Origin of the sequence: Aquirufa sp. (assembly GCF_044342065.1) — a bacterium.
Classification (GTDB): Bacteria; Bacteroidota; Bacteroidia; order Cytophagales; family Spirosomataceae; genus Aquirufa.
Map to the genome: position 1 here is coordinate 19,723 of NZ_JBIIQN010000021.1, position 25,289 is coordinate 45,011.

The following is a 25,289-nucleotide window of genomic DNA, read 5'->3' on the forward strand; positions in this document are numbered from 1 at the left end:
ATGGTCCGAGGTCATTCTATCAAAAGTTTGATTTCGGGCTTTTTTTTCTAATCAGTGACTATTAACCACTGACTACTGACCACTGACTACTGACCACTGACTACTGACTAGCTTCACCACCTTCATCCTTACAAACATCTCCTCGCTATACCAATCATATTGCCTAGTCTTCTTGATCATAGGCGCATGCTCTTTACTCTGATAAGCAAACTGATCCAAATTACGTGCAGATTCCCACAGCGAGAAAGTCGCTTGTTCGAATAAAGGTAATTCACCCACTCCTTTGGCATATTTTAAGCCTTGTTTACCTTCCAAATGCTTGCTTGCTGATGGAACATTCCACCAAAACAAAAGCGATTTAAACCAACGAATACTGGCGCGCGTAATGACAGCCACTGGACCATCCCAATCAGTTTCTCCTTCTGAGAAATCAAAAGGCTGCAGACCATTCCATGTGCCTTTTCCTTTCATAGGCACAGCATCCCATCCAGAAATATTAGTTGATTCATGAATCAATTTCAACCAACGCGAATCATGTTGAAAAAACTGCTCTGCATGTGCAGGGGATTCCCAAACACCCAACCATGCATATAAACCAAAATTAGGCAAAACCGAAAAACCATTTCCTGCTCCTGTGCCCAATTGTTTCGAAAAGACTAATCCATCAGCCATCCAACCATTAACCAGAGAACGTCCCATTTCCGCAAACGCATAACGTTTGGCAGAAAAACCTTTGAATTCTAAAAATCGAATGGTGATGAATTTACCTGGCATGGGATAACATTAAGCTAGGCAATTTACAAGGAAAGTACCTTTAAATAGAAAAATTTAAGGATAAATAATTAATCAAAAGTCCATCAGCCTATTCACTTTATAAATCTCTTCATTTAAACGCAATTTAAATGACTTTCGCAGACAATAATTCAACAAATCAGCGGTTATATTGCTGTTTATTTTGGGAGAATAACCAAACCACTCCAAATTCATTTGTATATAGTATATGTCTAAAAGTAGAAAATTTTGGATAACAATATTTGCTAGCCTTGTTGGCATTACAGTTTACGCCAATAAGACAACTGAAAAGTTTAATCCAACTGTTTCCATTGACAAAATTGTCGTCCTAAAATCAAAAAGAATTTTGTTGGTATACGCTCAAAATCAAGTAGTAAAAACTTATAAAATAGCACTTGGTGGTCAGCCTGTTGGGAAAAAAGAAATCGAAGGGGATAAAAAAACACCTGAAGGAAATTACACCATTTGGAAAAAAGGCCCACATGCAAAATATCATAAATATTTATTCATCTCGTACCCAAATAAATCAGATGTAATCAATGCGCACAAAAAGCACAAAGAGCCAGGTGGATTAATCTACATTCATGGATTGAATAAACGTTATGCCAAAGTAGGAAAGCTTCATACGCTCCGCGATTGGACATTAGGCTGTATCGCCGTTACAAATGATGAAATAGATGAGCTATATAAGCTTATAAAAGTGGGAACAAAAATTGAGATAAAGCCTTGATATCTATTTCCCGATGCAGAACTTCCCGAAAATATTCTTCAATAAATCATCATTCGATATCTGCCCCGTAATCTCGCCTAAATCGTGTAAAGCATAGCGAAGGTCTTGAGCAATTAAATCACCGGTTAAACCGGTTCGCAAACCGCGCAAAACAGATTCCAAGGTCTCCTGCGTCTGTAATAGATGTTGGTAATGACGCAAATTAGTCACCAAGGTTCCTCCTGCACTTACCTGATCCAAGCCTACCACATCGAGTAAAGCCTTCTCTAAATCTGCTAAACCATCCTTATTTTTCGCAGAAAGGCAAATCAACGAAGGCAATTCCTGTGCTATCGCTTGGGACGCCTCGATAGAAACTTGATCCTTCTTATTTAAAATCTGAATAATCGGTATGTCTAAATCACCTAAAGCAGAAACTCCTGCACGAATCGAAGCAACCGTTTCCGTGGTCGCATCTGCCATGTATATCACTACTTGTGCCTTCTTCACCCAGGCTTGCGTTCGCTCCACACCCATCGCCTCGATCACATCTTCGGTCTCACGCAAACCCGCCGTATCGATCAAACGGAACTTTATTCCGCCTAATAACCACGAATCCTCCAAACTATCCCGCGTCGTTCCCGCAATATCCGAAACAATCGCTCGCTCCTCGTTCAATAAGGCATTTAATAAGGTAGATTTCCCGGCATTGGGTTTACCCACAATCACGGTAGCAACCCCATTTTTTATTGCATTTCCAGCTCGGAAACTGTCAACTAACGGTCGGATTGCACGCAATAACTGATTCACCAAATCCTCCAGATCTTTACGATCCGCAAATTCCACATCCTCCTCCCCGAAATCTAATTCCAATTCAATCAAGGAGGCAAAATGGATTAACTGCTCCCGTAAAGCCGCTAATTCATTTGAAAATCCACCCCGTAATTGGTGTAAGGCAGCCGCTTGCGCCGCCGCTGAATCTGCCGCAATCACATCCGCAACCGCTTCTGCTTGCGCCAAATCGAAGGCTCCATGCATAAATGCACGCTGCGTAAACTCTCCAGCACGCGCCAAACGAGCACCTTTCTCTACAAATAATTGAATAATACTCTCCTGAATAAACGGAGATCCATGACACGATATCTCCACCACATCCTCTTTGGTATAACTCTTCGGGGCCATGTATAAACTCACCACCACCTCGTCATATACCCGACCAGCATCTTCAATCCGACCATAATGTATCGTATGAGACGCCTGTTTCGTTAAGTCTTTGGGCTTGAATACGGCATTAACCAAAGGAATCGAATCAGGTCCAGATAAACGGATAACCCCAATCGCCCCCACCCCTGCGGGTGTAGCCAATGCCACGATCGTATCATGAAATAACATTAAAGCAAGTTTTGAAGCTTCATAGCTACCGACATATCGCCAGAGATTTTTACTTTACCTGTCATCACAGCCATCATTGGATTTAAATCGCCGTTCAATAATCCCGCAAAGTTCTCCTCAGTTGTCGCAATGGTACAATCCGCATCCACGTTTTCATTGGTAACGGTACCGTCAGAATTGACAACAATAATTCCCGATGGGAATGCAAATTTAAATGATACGCCTTGGCCACCCTTTTGAGCAGCTAATGCGCTAATTCGTTCGTTGATTTCTTGAAATGTCATATAATGAGTTTTAAAATACAAAACTACTACTTAAATCTCCCGATGACAAATTACTTTAAAGTCACAATACTGACAGGATTCTACATCAGAAGTTTTCTCAAAAGGCTTAGCTCGATCCAATATCTTATCTACCCAAGCCTGAATCAATCGTTTAGAATCCGCAACAAAAGACTCCATATTTTGTCCTTCCTCAAACCAAAGTCCCATTTTGGGAACTGATAAAACCCCGGCACCTAAATTTCGAAAAGATATAATACCCGGTTCCACAGGTAATGTCTTCCAGTCCAACCCCCCAAACAATGGATTAACTTGCTGTTCCACCGATTGAGCTAATAAGAATTTATATAGCCACAACTGTAATAATTTTCCTTTTAAATCCTCCGAGACCAGTTCTCCCATCAAACCTAGCGCTCCAATGGTCAAATCTTTCGTTTCAACTTTTCCCGTCTTGTAATCAATGATCCGATATACACCATCCACGCGGTCTAAGCGGTCGACACGCCCCTTCATTTTTACCGAAAATGGCGTTCCTTCGAACATCACCGGCACATGGGTATCCAAATCCATTTCCGTATCCAATAACTGTACCCGACCGGTATTCCAGGTACGCTCTAACTGATAATACGAACTTAAAAGTGTTTTGGCTACTTCCTTCAAGACATAGTTGAATCCCTTCTCCATCTCAAATACTCCCTCACGATCCTGAATTTCCTGCATGGCTTCATCCAAAAGAGCATCCAAGCTATCGATACGCGCATTAATATCGGTTTGATCTACCCAACCGTGGTGATTTTCCAAAATCGTTTTATCCACATTTTCCAGTACCTTATGAATCCAGGTACCAAAAACATCTGCACCCATTTCATCCTCATAAAGACGGTCCTTCCGCAAATTCAAAACATAGCTGTAATAGTATTGCAAACTACAATTAGCAAACTGAGCCATCGCAGATGGTGATAAACCACGCAATGCTAATTTATCCTTCACCAGGGCTATCACCTCATCCGTTTTCTCAATTCGATGAACGAAATCATTTGGAACCTGGTCTGCTAAATTAAACTTTAATTGGGGTTCTGACCATAATAATGATGGATTTTGGGAAGGCCAATCCAATCGCAATTGTTTTATAAACCGGCTCATTTCCTTAACGCTCGACTTCTCAGATGGTTGAACATAAATCAATTCGATCTGCTTAGGTCTTTGTAATAGCCGGTGAAAGTGATAGGACGTAACCGCATCCGCTTGCGTGAACGTAGGCAAATCGAAGGTATTCATTTGGGCAATATCCAAGGGAATTAAACTCTCCCGCTTTCGTGTACCGGGTAAACTTCCTTCATTTAAGGATAATACAATAACGCGGTCAAAATCCAACGTTCTTGTTTCCAACAATCCCATGACATGCAGCGTTCGATTCTTTTGCTCTGCTACCTCAAAGGTTAATTTTTGTTGTTGGACTAAATTTAATAACAGCTTAAATCCAATTTTAATCGAAACCTCCTCCACACGATCAATGACATCACTCAAATTATCAATAACTCGGCGTGCTTGCGTCAGCGCTTGTGCATCTGCTCCCCATTCGCGCTTGGGCATTTCCTTTAGAATTTGCTCAAAAGCCGATGAAAACTCAGGTAATTTTTCCGCGAAGCTCCCCGTACGAAGTAGCGTATTCAATACGGGCAATGATGCCAGCGCTTTAATTGAATCCAAGGATACATACAAATCTGCCGGCCCAGCTAATGCTTGCCACGCTTTGTTTAAATCCTTAGATGCCTTCCTGGAACAACCATCAATATAATATTGCATGATGGCATGTTGCATTAAATTCTTGAATACGGCAACCGGTATTCGCGTTTGATCGGCGCGCTTGTGTATATCACCCAGCAAGTTTAAAAAGGAATAAACTGGCGTCTTTTTCAATGAATATCCCATGGTGATGTTCAAGCGATCCTTGAATTCCCCAACAAACAAAAGAACCTGATCAAGTAACGATTCATCTCCCAAAACCAACGCCACTTGCTCTTCAGAACCATATTCTTGTTGCCACTGACGGATTAATTCCATCGCCACAAATACCTGAGCACTGGGATTCGCAACACCTAAGACTTCTACTTGTTTCGCATCATTCGCATAATGATGTTCCATCCAGTTAAAACTCGTTTTGCTTAAAAACTTAGTAGAACTTGAATCTGAATAGTTTCTAAGCCAATTACCTGCGCGATGAAACGGATTTTTTATATAATATGAATCCGCATCCCAGAGCGTTTCGGCTAAATCCAACTTAACAAGCAACCGAATAATCTCTTCCTCCCCTTTGGATAAGGCATTAAAACCTACAAAATAGATTTTTTTATACGACTTTGACATAGCAGTACCCGAAGCCAAAACAGTTGCCAACTCCCGATAAGCCATACCACGGTACACCTGCCCGCGATCCTTTAAGCGCGCCTGCAAACGGCCATAAACTTCCAGTAAATGATCGTATAATTTGAAATAAGCCTGCGTATGTTGGGTTATATACTTGCCTGTATCTTCCTCCCCATAGGCTGCTCCCCACCGTTCCAAAGATTTTACCTCTGACAAAAACGAAAATATTTGATAAGGATCTACCAAATACATATCCAAAGTGTCAAAATCCTTTAACATCATTTGGCCCCAACCCATAAACCGATCAAAATCAACCAAAGGGTCAACCTCTTTGAAACAAGTATAGGCCTCAAACAACAATTCAATCGGATCAACCAGGCTCGAATCAGTCATTTTCAAGGCAAACTCCTCGATTGTCATGAAGTCAGGCGCTAAAAAGGGTCTGTCCGACAAATAAGCTAATTCTTTCTTAAGGTACAGCACACCACGCTGTGATGGCATAACCACCGCAATGTCTTGCATTTCATCGACACCGTGTTGGGCCCATAAATGCGCTGCTGTTTTCCCTAAAAAAGTCTTCATTAATTAGATGTTCCCTTTTCTCATTTCTTTTACTGCGTAGTCCACTGCACGAGCCGTCAATGCCATATAGGTTAATGACGGATTTTGAGTTGAGGTAGAAGTCATACAAGCACCATCCGTTACGAATACGTTCTTAACAGCATGCATCTGATTCCACTTATTCAGCATCGAATTTTTAGGATCTGAACCCATGCGAACACCGCCCATTTCATGGATATCCAATCCAGGAGCTTGTTTTGAATCACGCGTACGAATGTTGGTAAATCCAGCTTTATGGTACATTTCCGTAAACTGCTCGATAAAATCTTTTACCATTTTATCATCATTATCATCATAAGAAACATCCATATGCATGATAGGCAAACCATGTGCGTCTTTTTTCGAAGTATCCAAAGTAACCTTATTCGTTTCTTTTGGAATTGTTTCGCCCATCATGTGAGAACCAGCGTACCAATTCGTATTCAATTTGGGATTCAACAAGGAATTCTTTAAACTTTCACCAACCGACTCACGATCAGCATGCGATCCACGACCAGCACTCATGCCGGCGGCATAACCACGTAGGAAGTTGGTCTCCTGTTTATATAAATTCCGGAAGCGTGGCACATAACCTGAAGTAGGTCGAGATCCCTCACTCTTCGAATCTAAATATCCTTCATACTCGGCTGAAAGCGAAGCGCGGTAATTATGGAAAGCTACAAATTTACCCAATACACCACTGTCATTACCCAATCCTGTAGGGAAACGATTCGATTTCGAATTCAATAAGATGGCATTGGTATTCAGCGCGGCTGCCGTCACAAAAATTACTTTAGCATAATATTCGACCATTTCATTCGTATGCGCATCAATCACACGAACACCTGTTGCGCGTCCTTTTTTCTCATCATAAATTATCGATTCAACTATCGAATCAGGACGCAAGGTCATATTACCTGTTTTCGCAGCCCAAGGCAAAGTAGATGCATTCGAGCTAAAATACCCCCCATATGGACAGCCTCGTTGGCATAAATTACGACTCATACACCTTCCACGACCTTGTTGGTAATGAATCTCTCGCGGCTCAGATAAATGCGCGCAACGTGCTACAATTACATGGCGATCTTGGTAATGCTTTTTCATTTCTGCTTGGAAATGTTTTTCCACACAGGTTAAATCATAAGCAGGCAAAAAATCCCCATCCGGTAAGGAATCTAAACCATCTTTATTTCCAGAAATACCGGCAAAATATTCAACATAACTATACCATGGGTCAATATCCTGGTAATTAATTGGCCAGGGAGTTGCAAATCCATCACGGGCAGGACCTTCAAAATCCATCTGAGACCAGCGCTGTGTTTGTCTTGCCCAAAGCAATGATTTACCACCTACCTGGTAGCCACGAATCCAATCAAAGGGTTTGTCTTGAACGTAAGGATGTTCAGCATCTTTGACCATAAAGTGTTTGGCATCTTCCTTAAATGCGTAACATTTACTGACAATCGGATTCGCTGCAATTTCTTCATTGGTCAAACGACCCCGATGCTCGAATTCCCAAGGACTCAGTAAGGTCGTCGGGTAATCTTCGTTATGTGTCACTTTACGTCCTCTTTCAAGAACTAAGGTTTTAATTCCTTTGTCACAAAATTCTTTTGCGGCCCAGCCTCCTGCGACGCCTGAACCTATAACAATCGCACCATACGAACGCTTTTCTGCATGTTTTAAAATTTCCATCGCTTATTTTTTAACAGGTACACAAGGATTCCAGAATCCCGGTGCCATTTGATAGTTTAAATGATTGACCATAACATATTCACTCGTCACATACCCTTGAATGGTTAATCCCTTCAAAGTTGCCATAGCCTTTTGAGCCTCAGAACCATGTTTCCCATGCTCCAACTCAAATAAAAAAGCTTCCAAGGAAGGTCCATTTGCTTGATTGAAATCGCCTTTAAAATAGGATGGAATTTGACCCAATACCGCACGGAAACTTTCCTGAGCCTTGGGTTCATAACAATCTTTCAACATGGTTTTTACGAAGGTAGGAACACCTAAACTAACAGCTCCTGGAATTGAAGATTCGGGAATAATTCCACCAATCCAACGGTTGAGTACATCTTCTTCAGCAATACTTAAGGCGAAAGATGCAGGTTTTGATTTGGCCGACAAATCATAAAAGGCAACGGTTCCAAGGGCGGCTAAAGTCATCCCTTTTATCCAATCACGGCGACTCGACATTTTCATGTTTATAAGGTTTTTATTATCTCACAAACATATCAAAAATTAATCAAATAAAAGCCACTTAACGCCAAAAGCAAAGCCTCGTCTCATGGCAGGATACAAATAAGCTGCATAATAATTATCCGTCAATAACCCCTGAGTAACATTGGCCATTTTAAAAAATAAACGAACCCGATTAATTCGCAAGGAAACGTATGGATCTACTTGCACAAAAGCTGGCAATTCGTAGCGATTTTGCAAATGATATTGTTGAATAGCAGGCTGATAGGTATCTCCATAATAGGCTGATTGACCAATCACATCCAATCCAAACTGCATGTACAACAACTTCTTATACTGAACATTCAAGGCTAGGTTGGCATTTGCCACTAAACTCGGCATACGCATCACATCAGGTCCCGTTTGTGTATTTATATGCACATTTGATTGCCATTCAAAACGCTTAAAATTGCCGCCTAAAGCTACTGATGTGCGGAATACAGCAATTGCTTCCTTGGCTTGTATCGGCGTGGCTAGCTGATCATAGTAAACCCAAGAACCTATCCGCTGAATCGTTACGGATGGCTTAACAAAAAAATGCTTACTTTTTACCTCAATACCCCCAGCTAGTTGGTCAAACTGAATATTATCAAAATTATTTTTCCAGCGGTAAGATGTATTATAAACCCATTGATTCACAACGGTAGGACTTACCGATGTCCGCTGGTAATTCGCCCAAAACCAAGGTGAAACCAAAGACGCCTTTATCAAATAATCCGACCCAATGAGGTATTCACCCTCCGCTTGAAAATCAAGGTTTTTACCAACTTGTTGGCGTAACCACAATCCTACATAATTTTCCAATTTATCGAGGCTTGCATCATTTAATGGATTATAAGCCGACCAATAACGTTGCTTTACATGTGCTCGGTAAGTAAACTGGCGAAAGATGCCCTTAATTCCCGTTTGGTGACTAAATGAACGCCATTGATTTTCATTATAAAGTGAATCTGACGCCGGCGCCTGAATAAAATTTATGTAGGTTCGAGGGTAAAAACCATCAGCTAAATTAGTCTGAAACGCTAAATCACGGTATTTCACCTTTCGCGTTTCAGCGTCTAAACGCTGAAATAATTGCAAGCCTTTAAATCCTATAAACTCATGATACAAATGAAGTTTCAAAAACTGGTCGTTGGACTGGGACTTAGCGTCATTTAACAGGGCTGTATTATCGATATATTTCAAGGCGGCATCGGGAGTTTGACTAGCGCTCAATCGAATTCCACCTTGATCATTGGTACCTTGATCAAAGTAATTTATATGCCCCAATAAACGATATCGCTTATTTCTTGATGTAAAATTGGTATGCAAAATCAAGCCCCATTGACCCGTTAAACTTAGATCCCTCGCCTTAAATGCGGCATCCGTTAAATTCTTGTCAGCAACCATTCGCTGAAGTTCTACACCCACATTCCACAGGGAATCCACATTACGCGCAAAAGTAAAATTAAGATTGGTTTGTCCTCCAGCACCCAAATTAAAGGTTACATCAGAATAAGGGGATTTTGTATGAAAATAACGAACCTGATCAGCTTGAAAAGCATAAGGTAAATAGGCATTATAGCCTAATTGGGTACCTATTGATTTGGGAGCCAGCGTAAATATATCCCGATAGGCTGTTCCTTGATTCCCTAAATTTGTTGACAAAAATCCATCACGTTCCTGATACAAATAGCGGTGCATCAAAGTTAGTGTGGTATCAATTCGGCGCTTAATGTCAATACTATTCACAGCATCAGACTCCAAAAAATAATGCACGGTATTCGGACCATAAATCTGCTTGGTAGAATCATCTAAGGCTGCCCGTCCTGTTTTATTGGAAGTTTGTTGGCCATTCTTATTTTGCAATTTAGGATTAGGAAATCCAGCATTGGCGGGATCGATTGTCCCCATTTGATTCGCTGGAAACTGACCATATCCTTTCAAACACAGAAAAAGAAAAACAAGAAGAAGAGAAATTGACCGCATTTTCACAGCGCAAAGGTAATTAAATATTGTTTAGCGCTTTAGGCTTTGCCTTAACCAAGTCCAAAATTCCAATTCATCAGACACAAACTCGATGTGCATAGGTAAATAATATAAATGCGTGGCCAAGGCTGGAAAATCAATAATACGCTCTTGAAAACGCATAAAGTCCTTGTGAGTGGTTAAAATTCCCGTTTCAGATTGGCATTTTTTAGCTATATATTCCCAATATTGAAAATCTGCTGTTTTAAATGCATAATGATCCGGATAAGATTCTTGATTTAAAATTTCACCTAAGTTTTTGGCATGTTTAAAAAATGGCAAAGGATCGGCGATTCCAGCTACTAAGTGCCAATTTTTTATTGAGTTACCATTCGGTCCCAAAGGTGTCCCATACGTTACACGTGTATAAAATACGGGCAAACCAAAAGATTCAAATGCCGTTTTTTTTGCTTCATTTAGGGTAGCTGGACAACGATTCACGATAATCGCCTGTGCTCGATTTACACCCTGAATCGACTCACGAAGTCGGCCTAAAGGCAATAATTTATCTGTAAAAAATGGCTTATCGTAAGTCGTGCAAAGTAAATTTATATCCCCTTGAATTGCTCGATGTTGAAAAGCATCATCCAAAAACAACGTATCTACGTCACTTTGCAATTGACTTACGCCTAAAACGCGATTTTCACAAACCGCAACCGTAACAGCTGGCACCAATTGTTTATAAGCCAGTGGCTCATCTCCAACCTCGGAAGCTGTGGAATTGCTTTCAACAAGACGAAAGCCTGTACTTTTTCGCCCATAACCACGGCTCAAAATTCCTAAGCGTTCTTTTTCAGGCCAATTTTGCACTAAATAAGAAACGAATGGACTCTTTCCTGTTCCGCCGACAGCTAAATTCCCTATGACCAGCGTGGTCGGTTTAACAAAATGCGTTGATTGTAAAATACCGCGATCATATAGCCTATTGCGCATGAAAGTAATCAACCCAAAAAGCTTAGCAAACCAATAAAATACGAAGCGTTTTATCATTCCTTAAAACTACTAAATAAACAATTCAATAGAAAATAATAACTTGCGGGCATGATTCAATTGAAATCGCATCAGCTTGACTTCCATTTCGAAGCAGGCACATCCAGGGGTGTTTTAACGAACAAAACCAGCTATTTTCTACGAATAGAACAAGGTGGGCGTGCGGGAATAGGTGAGGCGGGACCTTTGCGAGGATTAAGTCCTGAATTCGAAGAAGATTGCACTGCGCGCTTTAAATCTATCCTTCATGGATTACCAGCAATTCCTGAAACAGTAGCTGATATACCCACTTTTTTAGAAAATATCCCCTTCCATTTCCCCTCCCTGCGCATGGCGATGGAAATGGCACTTATCGATTGGGTGCAGGGTGGGAATGGTCAATATTTTAACAATTCGTTTTCGACCAAAGAAACACCCATTGCCATCAATGGTTTAATCTGGATGGGTAATCCGGCATTCATGCGGAAACAAATCGATGCTAAATTAGCTGAAGGCTATACTTGTTTAAAATTAAAAATTGGCGCGATTGATTTTGAACAAGAAATCGAAATCCTGCGAGATATTCGTTCTAGGTATTCCGCAACTGATTTAATTATACGGGTAGATGCCAATGGCGCATTTAGCATAAATGAAGCTAAAGGTAAACTACAAAGACTAGCGGACTTTGACCTGCATTCCATTGAACAACCCATCGAAGCGGGACAATGGGAAGCGATGCATGATTTATGCAGGGAAAACATATTACCCATAGCGCTCGACGAAGAATTGATTTCCATAGAAAACCGGTCAGCATTACTGCGATTGATTAAACCACCCTACATAATTTTGAAACCTAGTTTATTAGGAGGCTTTCATGCAACTAGGTGCTGGATTTCAGCAGCAGAAGAACTTGGCATCGATTGGTGGATTACTTCAGCATTGGAATCAAACATTGGTTTGCAGGCAATAGCTCAATTCTGCGCATCATGTAATAATCCGCTTCCACAAGGCTTAGGAACAGGTCAATTATACACGAATAATTTTGAAAGTGGACTTTATATCCAACAAGGCAATATTTTTCAAAAAACCGGGGTACAAAGAGCCACGCCTTTTGACTAAAACCCCTATATTTGTTCAGCAAAAAATTAAAATAAAAGCATGAATACGATTGACGAGGCGATGATTGCCATTTTAGAGCAACGATTGAAATTAAGTAAATTGTCATACTCTGATGAAAACTACGATGACGTAGAAGAGTTATTGCATGATTTAGAAGATGATTTCAATGAAAAGTATGGGGACCAATTAGAGGAAATCCTAGAAAAAGTTCACTTGAAGCATTGCCCAGAATCAGATGTTTTATTGCCAACAGCCTATTTAGCAAAGAAATTTGTTGAAACGGAAGATGGCGAAGTTGAAATCAGCAAAAAAGAAGGGGTTGAAGTAGAATGGATTGAAGATCCTGTAGCCGCAGCAAGATTGGTTTTATTACCATCTCCTACACGTGTCCTACTGATGACACCCAAAGGACTTGAAATTGTCTGGGAAGAATCGAAATAAACAAAAAAGGTGCGGAACAAAATCCTCACCTTTTTTTATGCCAACCAATCAATTCCTTTTTTCAACAGGTCCAAAGTCATTTGGCCATCGGGATACCCCGAAGCATCGTGCATGTATTCCCAAGATGCTAATGGAGGTAAGCTCATTAGTATTGATTCCGTCCGACCGTTCGTTTCTAAGCCGAATTTTGTTCCACGGTCGTGCACTAAATTAAATTCCACATAACGGCCCCGACGTAATAATTGAAAATTTCTTTCTTGCTCACTAACCGGTTTACGTGCATTTACTTGCATCAAATGACTATAAATAGGGACAAAAGACTCACCTACCGACTTCACAAAATCGAAAGTCTTCTCTTTATCTTCTTTCAAATAATCAAAGAAAATCCCGCCAATTCCCCGCGTTTCGTTTCGGTGGGTATTGAAGAAATAATCATCTGCCCATGTCTTATATTTAGTATAAACATCCGCACCAAATCCATCACAAGAAGCTTTGACTTGTTGGTGAAACCACTTTGCTTGCTCCGGAATAACAATATGAGGTGTTAAATCGATACCCCCACCAAACCACGACTGACCATTACTTAATTCAAAATAACGGACATTCATGTGAATAATGGGCACCCAAGCATTAAATGGGTGCATCACAATGGAAACACCTGTCGCGTAGAATTCTACTTCTTCCGTCACATTTAAACTAGTAACCATTTTGGGATGCAAGGGTCCAGAAACTTCAGAAAAATTAACGCCCCCTTTCTCTAAGATAGTCCCACCTTCAATTAATCGAGTCCTGCCACCGCCACCCTCGGGGCGAGACCAAAGGTCTTCTCGGAACTTACCACTGCCATCAGCAACTTCAATGCCCCGGCAAATTCGATCTTGAAGATCTTGAAAATATGCAGCTATATGCTCTTTATTCATATTAATTAGGCGAATCAGCACTTGTATCCGATGGTTGGGTTTCAGGTTCTTCAAGTAAAGCATTCAATGAGTCTAACTCGGAATCCGTCACTTGAAGCGAATCTGGTAAAATACTTATACCACCACCGCAATCAAATTCTTTCTTAACAATTCGTTTATCCAACCTATCAAATGGAGTAGGCTTGTACATCGCCAACATAGGGTCTTTAACAACCTTAATCATAAATCGTTTATAAATAGGCATGGCAGTCTTTGATCCTTCACCTAGCGCACCGGTACGAAAGTGGATTGAACGGTCATCCCCGCCCACCCATACACCAGTAATGAGATTTTGGGTCATTCCGATAAACCAACCATCGGAGTGATTCGAAGTTGTACCCGTTTTTCCGGCGAAATTATGAGCATAGCGATTATTCCCTTGTGGCAGTAAAATAGCACCATCACCCCATAGTAATGAGCTTGCCGTTCCCCCTTCATGTACAACGCCTTCCAACATAAACCGCATTAATTGGGCTGATTCAGGTTTAATTACTTGTTCGGTTACTGGCTCAAAATCAACCAGGACTTTCCCATTTTGATCTTTAATTTCAGTAATAATCATAGGCTCTACGTGCATCCCTTCATTTACAAAAGCAGAATAAGCGCCAATCATCTCATGTAAAGAAACATCATTTGAACCTAAGCCAATGGATGCAACAGGTTTTAGTGGGCTCTTAATCCCCATCTTTTTAGCATAGTAGGCGACCGTATCAGGACCCACAATATCGTTTGTTAAACGTGCTGCAACCGTATTTACGGATTTTGCGATAGCACGTTTTAATGGCATTTTGGTATGTGAAAAAGTACCATCTGCATTGTGAGGACTCCACATTTTCTTTACCCCCTCATCCTCAATTTCTATGGTATATGGTGCATCCTCAACAGTAAAGCAGGGAGACAAATCACGCGGACCATCAATCGCCGCCGTATAAACAAAAGGTTTGAAAGTTGAACCAGCTTGGCGCTTGCTTTGCTTCACGTGATCATATTTGAAATACTTGAAATCTAGCCCGCCTACCCAAGCCTTAATATGTCCAGTGAACGGATCCATCGTCATCATACCAGCTTGTAAAAAACGCTTGTAATAATTGATGGAATCGATAGCACTCATCATCTTTTCCTCCTCACCTAGCGTATTTCGCGAATAAACCCACATTTTTCGCTTCACATTCTTCATCTGATACCAAACAGAATCTGGATTATTGGGATATTTTTTAACTAAAGTCTTGTAATATTCAGTTCGCTTGGCCATCGTATCAACAAAACCGGGAATTTCCCTCCCCGCTTCATCTATCCAGGGATTATTGCCCGACCAGTGATTATCAAATGACTTTTGCGTGCTTCGCATGCCTTCTTCTACCGCTTCTTCTGCATGAATCTGTAAACGAGAATCAATCGTAGTCATGATCTTTAAACCATCCCGATACAAATCAACCTCCATATCATTCGCCTTCGCCCATTCCTGAATCTCTTTTGCGATGGCTACTTTAAAATAATTACCGGTACCATCATATGGCGACTCTTCATTTTCATGTAAGACTATCGGCATGGGAGCCAATGAGTCATATTCCGTCTGTTTCAGGTATCCTGCTTTTACCATTTGTGACAAAACCACATTGCGACGTTTCCAAGCCTTATTTTCAGCTAAAGGTTTTCCATCGTATCGGGTGGGATTGTAGGTAGTTGTAGCTTTCTGCAAACCGATCAAAATAGCAGCCTCTTGAATAGTTAAACTATCTGGTGACGTATTAAAATAGGTTTTAGATGCCACCTTTATGCCATAAGCATTGTTACCGTAATCAACCGTGTTCAAATACCAAAGAATTATTTCATCCTTTGTGTAAAACCGTTCCAATTTAATGGCAGTAACCCATTCTTTGGACTTGTATATCAACTTACTTAACCCCGGAATATATCCCAAAAGACCCGTTTTCGTAAAACCTTTCTTAGTACGGGTTTTAAATAAATTCTTAGCTAATTGTTGGGAAATAGTACTACCTCCCCCACGATCTCCCCCTTTAATGATACCGACAACAACGCCAGCCCACGCTTGAAAATCTATGCCCGTATGATCGTAAAAACGAACATCCTCCGTTGCAACCAAGGCTTTAACGAGGTAAGGAGAAATTAACTTAAAATCACGAACAGGAGTTCTATTTTCTGCAAAGTATTTTCCTAATAGGACGCCATCAGCTGAATAAATCTCGGAGGCTTGAGATAATTTGGGATTTTGCAAGTCGTCAACACTTGGCATTTCTCCAGTCAACCAAAATATATTTGTTTCAATAATCAACAAATAAACAATGCCATACCACAAAGTCTTGCCGGCAATTCGCCAAATACGTACAATTGGCGCATAATAAGGAGATTCTTTATCTACACGCGCATCATAATATGCTTGAACTTGTGCACGAAGTTCTTGATAATACAGCAAACCTTGATCATAAAAACTCTCCAATTTCCCATAGCGCGCCTGCCCCAAAACCTTTTTCAAACCCAATAACAACCAGGTTAAAAGGAAAAGAAATCCTTGTTTAATTTTGGATTTACTGAGCGAATAGATTTGCTGAATCTTTTGGAACATAACTTATTCGGTTTCTAATTTTTCTAAGATATTCATTAAATCTGTAAAATCCCGGAATCCTGGTCGAGCTTCATCACCGGCAACCAACCCAATTCCCTTAATAGAACTCTGCTCAACCCATTCTTCCAAATCAGATTCAGGGATTTCAATACCCAATATAATGGGGTATTGAGCCGACCAGATTTCAATAGACCCTTCCATGCCATTTAATGATTCAGGGCTATCGCCTACCAACAAAAAATGGCGCACATAAGGTGCTGAAGCCGCAAAAACCGCAGGTAAATTATCGGTATCAATGTTCACCCGTAAAATCTTTGGAGTGGTAATATCTTGAATTGCAACTAAATTAACTTTCGTATCAACCTCAACCACATCAGGCATATATTCTGCCACTTTAAGCCTTATCTCATCTGCCGAATGGCTAGAAAACTCCCCTACAATTTGAACACCCGCTAGCCAATTTCGAATTTCCGTAAATTTCTCAAGCGAAATATCCTGAATTTGGAAACCTAAGAAATCAACACCCATACCAGCACAATAACGTGCATCAGATAAGTTGCTAATGGATGAAACTTTGACAAGCGTTTTTAACATGAGGAAAATGTGTGCTTAGACGTGAGGACAAAACTACGCTTTCAGAAAAATATATCCTAACTTGCATGAAATTTTCGACAGGCCTTGAACCTGTATTTGAATATGGAATCAAAAGGAAGAGTCTTAGTCGCCATGAGCGGCGGAATCGACAGCTCGGTCGCAGCTGTTATGTTACACGAACAAGGTTATGAGGTCATCGGAATGACGATGAAAACCTGGGACTATGCTAGTTCTGGGGGTGATAAAAAAGAAACGGGCTGCTGCTCGTTGGATTCAATCAATGATGCAAGGCACATTGCTGTATCCCTTGGTTTTCCACATTATATTCTAGACATCCGCGAAGAGTTCGGTGATTCAGTAATCGACTATTTCACGCAAGAATATGTGGATGGGCGTACCCCAAACCCTTGCGTTATGTGTAATACCCATATTAAATGGGATGCCTTGTTGCGCCGCGCCGACCAATTAGGCTGTGAATTCATCGCCACAGGACATTATGCTCAAATAAGACAAGAAAACGGTCGTCATATTATTTCCAAAGGAGTAGATACCTTAAAAGATCAAAGCTATGTACTCTGGGGCGTATCACAATCAAGTTTGGCGAGAACCATTTTACCACTCGGGGGATTGACGAAAGCACGTATCAGAGAAATGGCCACCGAACGAGGTTTTGTCGATTTAGTAAATAAATCAGAAAGCTATGAAATCTGTTTTGTTCCCGATAACGACTACCGAGGATTTTTAAAACGTCGATTACCTGAATTAGAAGCTCAGGTTGCTGGTGGTGATTTTATTGATGTAGACGGCAAAGTTATCGGTCAACACGAAGGATATCCATTCTATACCGTGGGCCAACGAAAAGGTTTAGGAAAAGCTTTTGGATTTCCTGCTTATGTGATTGAAATACGTAAAGAGACGAACGAAGTGGTAATTGGTCAAATAGAAGATTTGAATCGGACAGGCATGTGGGTAGGACAGTTAAATCTTCAAAAATATTCTGAAATCCCTACTGAGGGAATTGAAACAGTGACCAAGGTACGTTACAAGGATTCAGGGACGGAAGCCATTATTCAGCAGTTTTCTGATAAAATCAAAGTCGATTTTCATGATCCAGTTAGTGGGATCGCTCCAGGTCAGGCAGCTGTATTCTATGAAGGAGATGATGTTGTGGGAGGTGGTTGGATTTTAAAATCGTACCAACAAGGTTCTGTGTTCGAAAATTATCAGTCTTTTGAAGTGAAAAACGCGTAAATTGAAGTACGCAGCGGCGTGGAATCACGCTGCCGGGGTCATAACAATTTGGCTTCCTCAGGCGTTAATTTTACCTTAATACGAGGCATTTGAATAAGCTCCATATCAAAAATACGGGCACCATCAATCTTAAACCGAAGTGCAGTTTGTTCTGGGTGAAATCCATGCTGGCCTGCAGCACCTGGATTCAAAAATAGCATGTTATTGCGTTTTGCATCCCGTTTGACTTGTAGAATATGCGAATGTCCACAGACAAAAATCATAGGTACGCCTTTTGAAAAAGCTTCCAAGGCATCTGGTTTATATTGACTAGGAGCGCCCCCGATGTGCGTCATCGCAACCGTAACATCCTCTACTCGAAAACGCTTTATTTTGGGATACATATTTCGAATCGTGCGATCATCAATATTACCATAAACCCCTGCAATAGGTTTTCCGTAGGCGGCCAACTTATCAGCTAATTCCACAGAGCCCCAATCACCCCCGTGCCAAATTTGATCACATGCCTTTAAATGTTCATCCAATCTCGGATCCAAATAACTATGAGTATCAGAAAGTAATAATACGTTAACCATGCCTATTCAGCTTTTTTAGCTTTTAACGAGATCAATTTATTGGATGAAATTAATTCATTTTTCTTCCAAATAACCTTTTCTTGATTCAGCGCATTAACAACCTCTACATCCTGTTTTACCCAGGCTGGTGAACCTGCATCTTTCCAAGCAGAGTACCAAAAAGAAGCTACGCGAGAAGAGGCAAGCAACATGCGATTGGGAATAGAGGAGCCCATTTTTTCACCGTAAGCTTGAATAAATGCTTTTGTATAATAACGCTGCTTACGGCCATATTTCTCAACCATTTCAAATGAACCATCCTCTCCTAAAGCACTGCGGACTTCCTTTTCAGCGGCAAACATCGCAGGAAGCATAGCATGTGATTCCAATAAAATTTGAAAGATAAAATCTTGAGGTTTCGCGATGTATTGAACACCAGAAACTTTGCTTAAGGTATATCCTTGTAACTGAGCCTCAGGAACCAAACTTTCCCATAACACGTGCATGCCTTTCTGTCCTGTCAACTGACCATCATGATTCTTCGTTGTATGCAAAGGTACATGTGCATCAGCTACATAATGACCTAAATCAGCCGCATAAAACAACACAGAATCTCGCTTCTCCGTTTTAAATGCCTCAACCAAACGGCCATAAACACGTACTACTTCCCAGGGCACCAAACCTTCCTTACGTAAACTATCCAAGCTATATTTTAAAACGGCCTGCTTAAAATCATGTGGAATAGATGTCTTATAATCAGCCCCAAACAATGGTGCATCCATATCAAGGTAATGTTTCGCATCTTCTAGTTTATCATCTTTCCGACGAACATCAGGACGAATGGATTGTTGGACTAAATAGTCTTGATTCGCATAAAAATAAGCTGCCAAATCGTCTGGCAACTGATAAATTGAAATCTGCTGCAACGTTTTATGCGCCAAAAAACCCCAAGAGGCACAGACGATAAGTATAAATACACTAACTTTTTTCATGGGTATTGTTGATAAAGGATTTTGGCGTACGGCCGTATTGTTTTTTAAATGCTCTTGTAAAATAGGCTGGATCGTTAAAGCCAACTTGATAAGCTATCTCAGAAATATTAAGACTTGATGTTTCCAATAAAATCTTAGCTTGTTGAAGTCGAATCGATCGAATAAATTCATTACCAGCTAAAGAAGTTAAATTCTTTAACTTTCGATAGAGCTGCATTTTACTCATGTCTAACCCCTTCTCAAGATCTTCCACATCGAAATCTGCATCACTTAAATGATCAATAATTAATTGCGTAGCCTTAACTAAAAACGCATCCTCAAAAATAGGCATTTTCCCCACACTCAGGTCTTGCTGTATCATTTGTTTCTGCCAATTTTTACGTAAACGTTCTTTGGCCTCCAACAAGGTTTTAACCCGTATTTCAAGCAAATCAGCATTAAATGGTTTACTTACAAAATCATCTGCCCCCGATTGCATCCCCTCAATCTGGCTCTCCTGAGAGCTTTTCGATGTCAAAATAATGATCGGAATATGACTTGTTTTTGCATTTTGTCTAAGAGCCCTACATAAATTAATTCCACTCATGCCGGGCATCATCCAATCAGTTATTACTAAATCAGGCAAAAAATCACTCGCTTTTTCCAAGGCATCTTCCCCTCGATCTGAATAAATAACTTGAAAACGTATATCAAAAATTCCGCCTATAAATTGACGCATTTCAGCATGATCGTCAACGACTAATAAGATCGGTTTCTCTTTTTGAATGACACCTAATTCAGGTATATCCACGAGCGATGTCAGGGGGATATTAGCAACAGTTGATTGAACCCACGAAGAATCAAATGCCGCTATTTCTACAGGAAATTGTAACGTAAATGCGCTACCTTCCCCTAGTTTACTTTTGACTTGTATAACCCCAAGATGTAAATTCATTAATTCCCGGCATAACGATAATCCGACCCCAGTACCTACCACTTTAGCGACATCAGGTATTTGGTAAAACCGATCAAAAACATGCGGCAAATGTGCTTCAGAAATTCCTCGTCCTGTATCCATCACCCGAAGCAAAACTCTTCGGACATGGGAAACGCCATCCACAAAAATGGTATCTAATTCTAGTTCAACCCCTATTTTGCCATCTTCAGGCGTATGCTTAAATGCATTTGACAATAAGTTACTCAGACACTTTTCGAGAATATCCGAATCGTAATAGACCCATAAGGTATCCACTGGAAATTTATACTTTAATTGAATTTGTTTTTGTTGGGCATAAGCTTCAAATCCCTGTAAAATTTGTTCCAATTGAGAAATCATATCATGCTTAGCAATGATTGGATGTTGTTTACCCGCTTCAATTTTCGACAAATCAAGCAATTGGTTAATTAGTCGCAACAATTTTTGCGCATTTTGATGAATAGCATTTAACCTACCTACTTGTTCTTTAGGCATGTCTTTATTCTTCAAAAAATACTTCTCTATCGGACTTATAATCAAGGTTAGTGGAGTGCGTAGCTCATGAGAGATGTTGGTGAAAAAGGAGGTTTTAATTTGCTCCAACTCACGAATACGCTCTTTTTCGATTTCCTTTAATCGAATGTCGGTTTTAAATGATTCTCGTATTTGAATTTCACGTATAAAACCATAAATAATACCAGCTATGGAGAACGTGTAAAACAAATAGGCCCACCACGTACGATACCAAGGCGGTAGTACTTCTATCCGTAACTCAACTGGCTTTTCACTCCAGACTCCATCAGAATTTGTAGCCTTGACTTTAAATATATAGGAGCCCGGACTTAGGTTGGTATATGAAGCAGTCCGCTGGGTACCTACATAATTCCATTCTTTATCGAATCCCTCTAAGAGGTATGCGTAGCGATTATTTTTGGGTCTTTGGTATTCTAAAGCCACAAAATCGAGACTAAAAACTGATTGGTCAGGCTGTAGAACTAAGGTTTTTAAATAGGGCAAATCAACCGACAAGGGGGATTTATCCTCCCCTACGCCTACCGATTTATTGAAGATTTTTAAGCCTGTGATGTAAACATTTGGAACATCTAAACCCATTCGCAAACTGTCTGATTTCAAGTAATTCAATCCATTAACTCCGCCAAAAAACAACCATCCTTGTTTGTTCTTGGTGTGAGCTGTAATGATAAATTCCTTGCCTTGTAAACCATCAGCATCATCATAATTTACAAATTTCAGCGTCTTGGTATCAAGTTTTGAAATCCCACCATTGGTTGTAAACCACAAATCACCTTTTTTATCCTCTTGCATGCCGCGCAGGGTATTACTACCTAATCCATCGGCTACGGTAAATACTTTAAACCCTTTCCCCTTTCCAAGATACAAATGCAAACCTCCCCCGTTCGTTAGGACCCAAATCCGTTTTTGACGATCCTCTTTAATACAAGTTATGTGATTATAGGTTAGGCTATTAGCTAAGTTCGTACGTTCTAAATGTTCTATTTGTTCGGTTTGAGTATGGTATATGTAAATCCCATGCACCGTTGTGCCAGCCCAAATGTCTCCATTCGAAGTCTTTAGAATGCTATTGATATTCTTATTCTTTAACTCTTGAGAACTGAATTCACCAAAAGGGTTGTAAAAGTTCTTGCTCTTTAAATCAAAGGCGAAAATACCCCTAGATTGAGATCCCAAAAGCAAACGATTGGTATCGAAATATAAGGCGGTCCATTTCATTCCAGCTTCATCTATTCGATAAGGATAAGATTTTAGGTCATTGGGAGGGGTAAAATGAAATAGGCCCTTCCCCCAAGCAGAAACCCAAACGGAACCATCTTCCAGCGCTTGCATTAAATTGACATCAAAACCCGTAGAAACATTTAATTTATTTTCTACCGCTTGATTAACATAATGTTCTACTTTACCAGATTTATGGTTGAAAAATGATAGTCCCACATTACTACCTACCCAAACGCCTCGATCGTTTCCAGCACTTAATGAGGTAACTTTATTACTCAATAATCCTTGAAAGGTATTGGGCTTATAGCGTAACACTGCAAATCGAGCCTTTTCAAAAAAACTAATATTTAAACCCGCTTCCCATGTTCCAATCCACGTATTTTTATCAGAATCAGTAAACATACTCATTACTGAAAACGAACTAATGCCTAAATCTGGGTCGGGATTAGATGGAATATATTGCGTTTTAGAAAAGTCTTCGCCTTTCAACTTAAATATCCCATTATCTGTCCCAATAAGTAAATTACCATAGGCATCACGAACGAGGGATGTGACTACATTCTGCCGACTTAAAGGATCGCTCGATAAATAAAAGACATTCTTGAATCGCTGATTTTGAGGATTAAAACGAAATAATCCTTTACCCTCTGTACCAACAAATAAATCACCATTTTTTGCCTCAAACAAGGCTCTAACCCGGTAATTACTTGCCATCGTTTTGCCAGAAAAATCAAATGGGATAAAGCTATGATTTCCTAAATGCGAAATCAATTGACCCGTTCTTGTCCCCATCCATACAGAACCATTTGAATGTTTGAAAAATCGAACAACATCCTTTGCTAAGGGATTAACTAACTCAGACTCTTTGGGTAAAAAAGTATTGGTATGCGAATCAAAAACGAGTAAACCTACCCCGAGAACGGCTGCATAAATACGATGCTTACCTACATTAAGCATGGAAGAAACCGTTATTGAAGAAAAATCAATCCCCTTGGGACCTCTGGTAAAACGCGTAATTTTCCCAGTTTTTAAATCGATTTTATTTAATCCCGAACTTCTAGTACCAACCCATAAATTACCCTCATCATCTTCAGCAATGGTTGAAACATCACTACCACTCAAGGTATTGGAATCACCGGGATCATGCCGATAAATTACAAATGAATGCCCATCATATCGATTTAAGCCATCAGCCGTAGCAAACCATAAAAATCCTTTTTGATCTTGAATAATCTTGTAGATGGTGCTTTGAGAAAGACCGGATGCCGTACTCAAACGCTCATAACGCTGGGTTGCCTGACCAAAACTTGGTAGACTCACGCAAAGCATGAGGAATAAAAAGAAAGTTTTATTGAACTGCATCATTTGGGTAGCTAAAATAGAAAATTATTAACAGAGTTCTTGCTGCATTATCCCGAGGACATTGAATAAAAAACTTGTACATATTTGAAATTGGAGTGCTTTTGCAAGATAAATCCATGTATTTGTAAGATTTGTCCCAAACGAAAGACCGAACTCGATGTAGATTTGTATATGCTTTGAATATCAGAGTAGCGTTTTAATCAAGGTAAACTCATGGTAAAATCATTTATTTCATTTTCAGCGAAAAACGCCGACAATAAATTGCCGAAGTACCAGCAACTCATTAACTCGCTGTTACGGGATATTGAAATGGGGGAACTAAAACCAGGAGAACGTTTACCATCCATCAATGAAGCCTCCGAGGAATGCTATCTATCGCGCGATACGGTAGAAAGAGCCTATACAGAATTACATAAAATGGGTGTAATTACCTCCATTTTCCGTAAAGGCTATTTTATTTCAGATGCTAAAGTCAAGACAAAAACCAAGGTATTGTTTTTAGTAGGGAAAATAACCAATACCAATAAAGTTGTGTTTGATTCCTTCTGTGAATCCTTAGGTAAAAATGTCATGGTTGACATTTACACCTATCAATACAAGACCAGTCAATTCCAAGAGATTATGTCTCAACAATTAGGCAATTACCATTATTACGTAATTATGCCGCATTTGATTGAAGAGGAGGAAGAAAATATCAAATGTCTTAAAAAGATTTCGGGGGATCGATTAATCTTATTAGACCAAAATTTCAACAGCATTTCGCATGCTCATGCCAGTATTGTGAGCCAACCGAAAGCCCAGTTAATTGCTTTATTTGAAAACCAACTAAACCTGTTTAATAAGTACCATTCATTTAAATTAGTTGTTTCGGAAGAAGATTACTTCGACCCTGCCATGATAAATGGATGTAGTGAATTCTGCGAATCCAATCAATTGGATTTTCAAGTATTGGATGGCCTCGAACCAGAAGATGTGCGTGAAGGGATAATTTATTTCACCTTAGACGACCAAGATTTAGTTCGGGCCATCAAATACGCAGAATTAAATAAATTATGCATTGGATCACAAGTGGGAATCATTGCATTCAACGACTCGCATTTTAAGGAAATATTGGTAGGTGGAATTTCGGTTTTATCTAACCAACCTATACAAATGGGCGAAATGGCTGCCAAACTTATCAACCATAATGATAAAGGAAGTCATGAGCTAGCATTACAATTTATAGTAAGAAAATCACTTTAAGGTTATTTTGCAAAAAGAGGTCATGATTTTCATGGCCTCTTTTTTTTTGCATGAGCAATGTTTCTTCGAATACCCCCCAACTTGGTTCGACTAATGGCTGAATACTGAAAAAGGTTTTTAAAT

General features: G+C 40.0%; 19 protein-coding genes. 5 read left to right on the forward strand and 14 right to left on the reverse strand.

What is annotated here, in order from left to right; genetic code table 11:
• Positions 1-72: 72 nt before the first annotated feature.
• Positions 73-774: a spheroidene monooxygenase gene (locus tag ACIQZ2_RS08300; RefSeq protein ID WP_395768389.1), complete on the reverse strand. Its 702-nt coding sequence runs from the start codon at positions 772-774 to the stop codon at positions 73-75.
• Between the two features lie 226 nt (positions 775-1,000).
• Between ACIQZ2_RS08300 and ACIQZ2_RS08305 the strand changes: the two genes are divergently transcribed.
• Positions 1,001-1,522, forward strand: coding sequence for a murein L,D-transpeptidase family protein (locus ACIQZ2_RS08305; protein ID WP_395768390.1), 522 nt, complete (start codon positions 1,001-1,003; stop codon positions 1,520-1,522).
• 3 nt (positions 1,523-1,525) lie between these two features.
• On the opposite strand, the gene mnmE is transcribed toward ACIQZ2_RS08305, so the two are convergent.
• Genes mnmE through lpxK form a run of 7 tightly spaced genes read right to left on the reverse strand, consistent with a single transcriptional unit; the run spans position 1,526 to position 11,379 of the window.
• The gene (gene mnmE, locus ACIQZ2_RS08310; RefSeq protein ID WP_395768391.1) at positions 1,526-2,893 is read right to left on the reverse strand and encodes a tRNA uridine-5-carboxymethylaminomethyl(34) synthesis GTPase MnmE; all 1,368 of its coding nucleotides are present in this window, start codon (positions 2,891-2,893) and stop codon (positions 1,526-1,528) included.
• Positions 2,893-3,177: an SCP2 sterol-binding domain-containing protein gene (locus ACIQZ2_RS08315; protein ID WP_395768392.1), complete on the reverse strand. Its 285-nt coding sequence runs from the start codon at positions 3,175-3,177 to the stop codon at positions 2,893-2,895. Before ACIQZ2_RS08315 ends, mnmE begins: the two co-directional genes overlap by 1 nt.
• 30 nt (positions 3,178-3,207) lie before the next feature.
• Positions 3,208-6,123 (reverse strand): PD-(D/E)XK nuclease family protein, encoded by a 2,916-nt coding sequence (locus ACIQZ2_RS08320; protein ID WP_395768393.1) that lies wholly within the window; start codon positions 6,121-6,123, stop codon positions 3,208-3,210.
• A gap of 3 nt (positions 6,124-6,126) precedes the next feature.
• Positions 6,127-7,836, reverse strand: a complete 1,710-nt coding sequence (locus tag ACIQZ2_RS08325; protein WP_395768394.1) for a GMC oxidoreductase — start codon at positions 7,834-7,836, stop codon at positions 6,127-6,129.
• A 3-nt stretch (positions 7,837-7,839) separates the two neighbouring features.
• Positions 7,840-8,346, reverse strand: a complete 507-nt coding sequence (locus ACIQZ2_RS08330; protein ID WP_395768395.1) for a gluconate 2-dehydrogenase subunit 3 family protein — start codon at positions 8,344-8,346, stop codon at positions 7,840-7,842.
• 39 nt (positions 8,347-8,385) lie between these two features.
• Positions 8,386-10,350, reverse strand: coding sequence for a putative porin (locus tag ACIQZ2_RS08335; protein ID WP_395768396.1), 1,965 nt, complete (start codon positions 10,348-10,350; stop codon positions 8,386-8,388).
• 30 nt (positions 10,351-10,380) lie between these two features.
• Positions 10,381-11,379 carry a tetraacyldisaccharide 4'-kinase gene (gene lpxK, locus ACIQZ2_RS08340; RefSeq protein ID WP_395768397.1) on the reverse strand — a complete coding sequence of 333 codons (999 nt, stop codon included), beginning with the start codon at positions 11,377-11,379 and terminating at the stop codon, positions 10,381-10,383.
• Between the two features lie 51 nt (positions 11,380-11,430).
• Here lpxK and ACIQZ2_RS08345 point away from each other — a divergent pair, with 51 nt between their 5' ends.
• Positions 11,431-12,477 (forward strand): o-succinylbenzoate synthase, encoded by a 1,047-nt coding sequence (locus tag ACIQZ2_RS08345; RefSeq protein WP_395768398.1) that lies wholly within the window; start codon positions 11,431-11,433, stop codon positions 12,475-12,477.
• Between the two features lie 39 nt (positions 12,478-12,516).
• A complete protein-coding gene (locus ACIQZ2_RS08350) occupies positions 12,517-12,918 on the forward strand; it encodes a hypothetical protein (RefSeq protein WP_395768399.1) in 402 nt (133 codons plus the stop codon).
• Positions 12,919-12,953: 35 nt separating this feature from the next.
• Here the strand turns inward: ACIQZ2_RS08350 and hemF are convergent, their stop codons facing one another.
• From hemF to ACIQZ2_RS08365, 3 genes are read right to left on the reverse strand one after another with little or no spacing between them, the layout of a single operon-like run.
• Positions 12,954-13,838, reverse strand: coding sequence for an oxygen-dependent coproporphyrinogen oxidase (hemF, locus tag ACIQZ2_RS08355; RefSeq protein WP_395768400.1), 885 nt, complete (start codon positions 13,836-13,838; stop codon positions 12,954-12,956).
• 1 nt (position 13,839) lies between these two features.
• The gene (locus ACIQZ2_RS08360) at positions 13,840-16,461 is read right to left on the reverse strand and encodes a transglycosylase domain-containing protein (protein WP_395768401.1); all 2,622 of its coding nucleotides are present in this window, start codon (positions 16,459-16,461) and stop codon (positions 13,840-13,842) included.
• 3 nt (positions 16,462-16,464) lie between these two features.
• A complete protein-coding gene (locus ACIQZ2_RS08365) occupies positions 16,465-17,055 on the reverse strand; it encodes an N-(5'-phosphoribosyl)anthranilate isomerase (RefSeq protein WP_395768402.1) in 591 nt (196 codons plus the stop codon).
• A 102-nt stretch (positions 17,056-17,157) separates the two neighbouring features.
• Between ACIQZ2_RS08365 and mnmA the strand changes: the two genes are divergently transcribed.
• Complete coding sequence (gene mnmA, locus ACIQZ2_RS08370) at positions 17,158-18,306, forward strand: tRNA 2-thiouridine(34) synthase MnmA (RefSeq protein WP_395768403.1); 1,149 nt, start codon at positions 17,158-17,160, stop codon at positions 18,304-18,306.
• Between the two features lie 38 nt (positions 18,307-18,344).
• On the opposite strand, the gene ACIQZ2_RS08375 is transcribed toward mnmA, so the two are convergent.
• Genes ACIQZ2_RS08375 through ACIQZ2_RS08385 form a run of 3 tightly spaced genes read right to left on the reverse strand, consistent with a single transcriptional unit; the run spans position 18,345 to position 23,927 of the window.
• Positions 18,345-18,881: a metallophosphoesterase family protein gene (locus ACIQZ2_RS08375; RefSeq protein ID WP_395768404.1), complete on the reverse strand. Its 537-nt coding sequence runs from the start codon at positions 18,879-18,881 to the stop codon at positions 18,345-18,347.
• 2 nt (positions 18,882-18,883) lie between these two features.
• On the reverse strand, positions 18,884-19,852 hold the full coding sequence (locus ACIQZ2_RS08380) for a zinc dependent phospholipase C family protein (protein WP_395768405.1): 969 nt from the start codon (positions 19,850-19,852) through the stop codon (positions 18,884-18,886).
• A complete protein-coding gene (locus ACIQZ2_RS08385; RefSeq protein WP_395768406.1) occupies positions 19,839-23,927 on the reverse strand; it encodes a two-component regulator propeller domain-containing protein in 4,089 nt (1,362 codons plus the stop codon). The genes ACIQZ2_RS08380 and ACIQZ2_RS08385 overlap by 14 nt, the downstream gene beginning before the upstream one ends.
• Before the next feature lie 210 nt (positions 23,928-24,137).
• Here ACIQZ2_RS08385 and ACIQZ2_RS08390 point away from each other — a divergent pair, with 210 nt between their 5' ends.
• Positions 24,138-25,166: a GntR family transcriptional regulator gene (locus ACIQZ2_RS08390; RefSeq protein WP_395768407.1), complete on the forward strand. Its 1,029-nt coding sequence runs from the start codon at positions 24,138-24,140 to the stop codon at positions 25,164-25,166.
• Positions 25,167-25,289: the final 123 nt, after the last annotated feature.

Coding starts and splice junctions, on each gene's coding strand:
- mnmE (WP_395768391.1), bottom strand. CDS start 2,893: ATGTTATTTCATGATACGATCGTGGCATTGGCTACACCCGCAGGGGTG.
- ACIQZ2_RS08325 (WP_395768394.1), bottom strand. CDS start 7,836: ATGGAAATTTTAAAACATGCAGAAAAGCGTTCGTATGGTGCGATTGTT.
- ACIQZ2_RS08330 (WP_395768395.1), bottom strand. CDS start 8,346: ATGAAAATGTCGAGTCGCCGTGATTGGATAAAAGGGATGACTTTAGCC.
- ACIQZ2_RS08360 (WP_395768401.1), bottom strand. CDS start 16,461: ATGTTCCAAAAGATTCAGCAAATCTATTCGCTCAGTAAATCCAAAATT.
- ACIQZ2_RS08315 (WP_395768392.1), bottom strand. CDS start 3,177: ATGACATTTCAAGAAATCAACGAACGAATTAGCGCATTAGCTGCTCAA.
- ACIQZ2_RS08385 (WP_395768406.1), bottom strand. CDS start 23,927: ATGATGCAGTTCAATAAAACTTTCTTTTTATTCCTCATGCTTTGCGTG.
- ACIQZ2_RS08305 (WP_395768390.1), top strand. CDS start 1,001: ATGTCTAAAAGTAGAAAATTTTGGATAACAATATTTGCTAGCCTTGTT.
- hemF (WP_395768400.1), bottom strand. CDS start 13,838: ATGAATAAAGAGCATATAGCTGCATATTTTCAAGATCTTCAAGATCGA.
- ACIQZ2_RS08375 (WP_395768404.1), bottom strand. CDS start 18,881: ATGGTTAACGTATTATTACTTTCTGATACTCATAGTTATTTGGATCCG.
- mnmA (WP_395768403.1), top strand. CDS start 17,158: ATGGAATCAAAAGGAAGAGTCTTAGTCGCCATGAGCGGCGGAATCGAC.
- ACIQZ2_RS08345 (WP_395768398.1), top strand. CDS start 11,431: ATGATTCAATTGAAATCGCATCAGCTTGACTTCCATTTCGAAGCAGGC.
- ACIQZ2_RS08390 (WP_395768407.1), top strand. CDS start 24,138: ATGGTAAAATCATTTATTTCATTTTCAGCGAAAAACGCCGACAATAAA.
- ACIQZ2_RS08380 (WP_395768405.1), bottom strand. CDS start 19,852: ATGAAAAAAGTTAGTGTATTTATACTTATCGTCTGTGCCTCTTGGGGT.
- ACIQZ2_RS08335 (WP_395768396.1), bottom strand. CDS start 10,350: ATGCGGTCAATTTCTCTTCTTCTTGTTTTTCTTTTTCTGTGTTTGAAA.
- ACIQZ2_RS08365 (WP_395768402.1), bottom strand. CDS start 17,055: ATGTTAAAAACGCTTGTCAAAGTTTCATCCATTAGCAACTTATCTGAT.
- ACIQZ2_RS08350 (WP_395768399.1), top strand. CDS start 12,517: ATGAATACGATTGACGAGGCGATGATTGCCATTTTAGAGCAACGATTG.
- ACIQZ2_RS08300 (WP_395768389.1), bottom strand. CDS start 774: ATGCCAGGTAAATTCATCACCATTCGATTTTTAGAATTCAAAGGTTTT.
- ACIQZ2_RS08320 (WP_395768393.1), bottom strand. CDS start 6,123: ATGAAGACTTTTTTAGGGAAAACAGCAGCGCATTTATGGGCCCAACAC.
- lpxK (WP_395768397.1), bottom strand. CDS start 11,379: ATGATAAAACGCTTCGTATTTTATTGGTTTGCTAAGCTTTTTGGGTTG.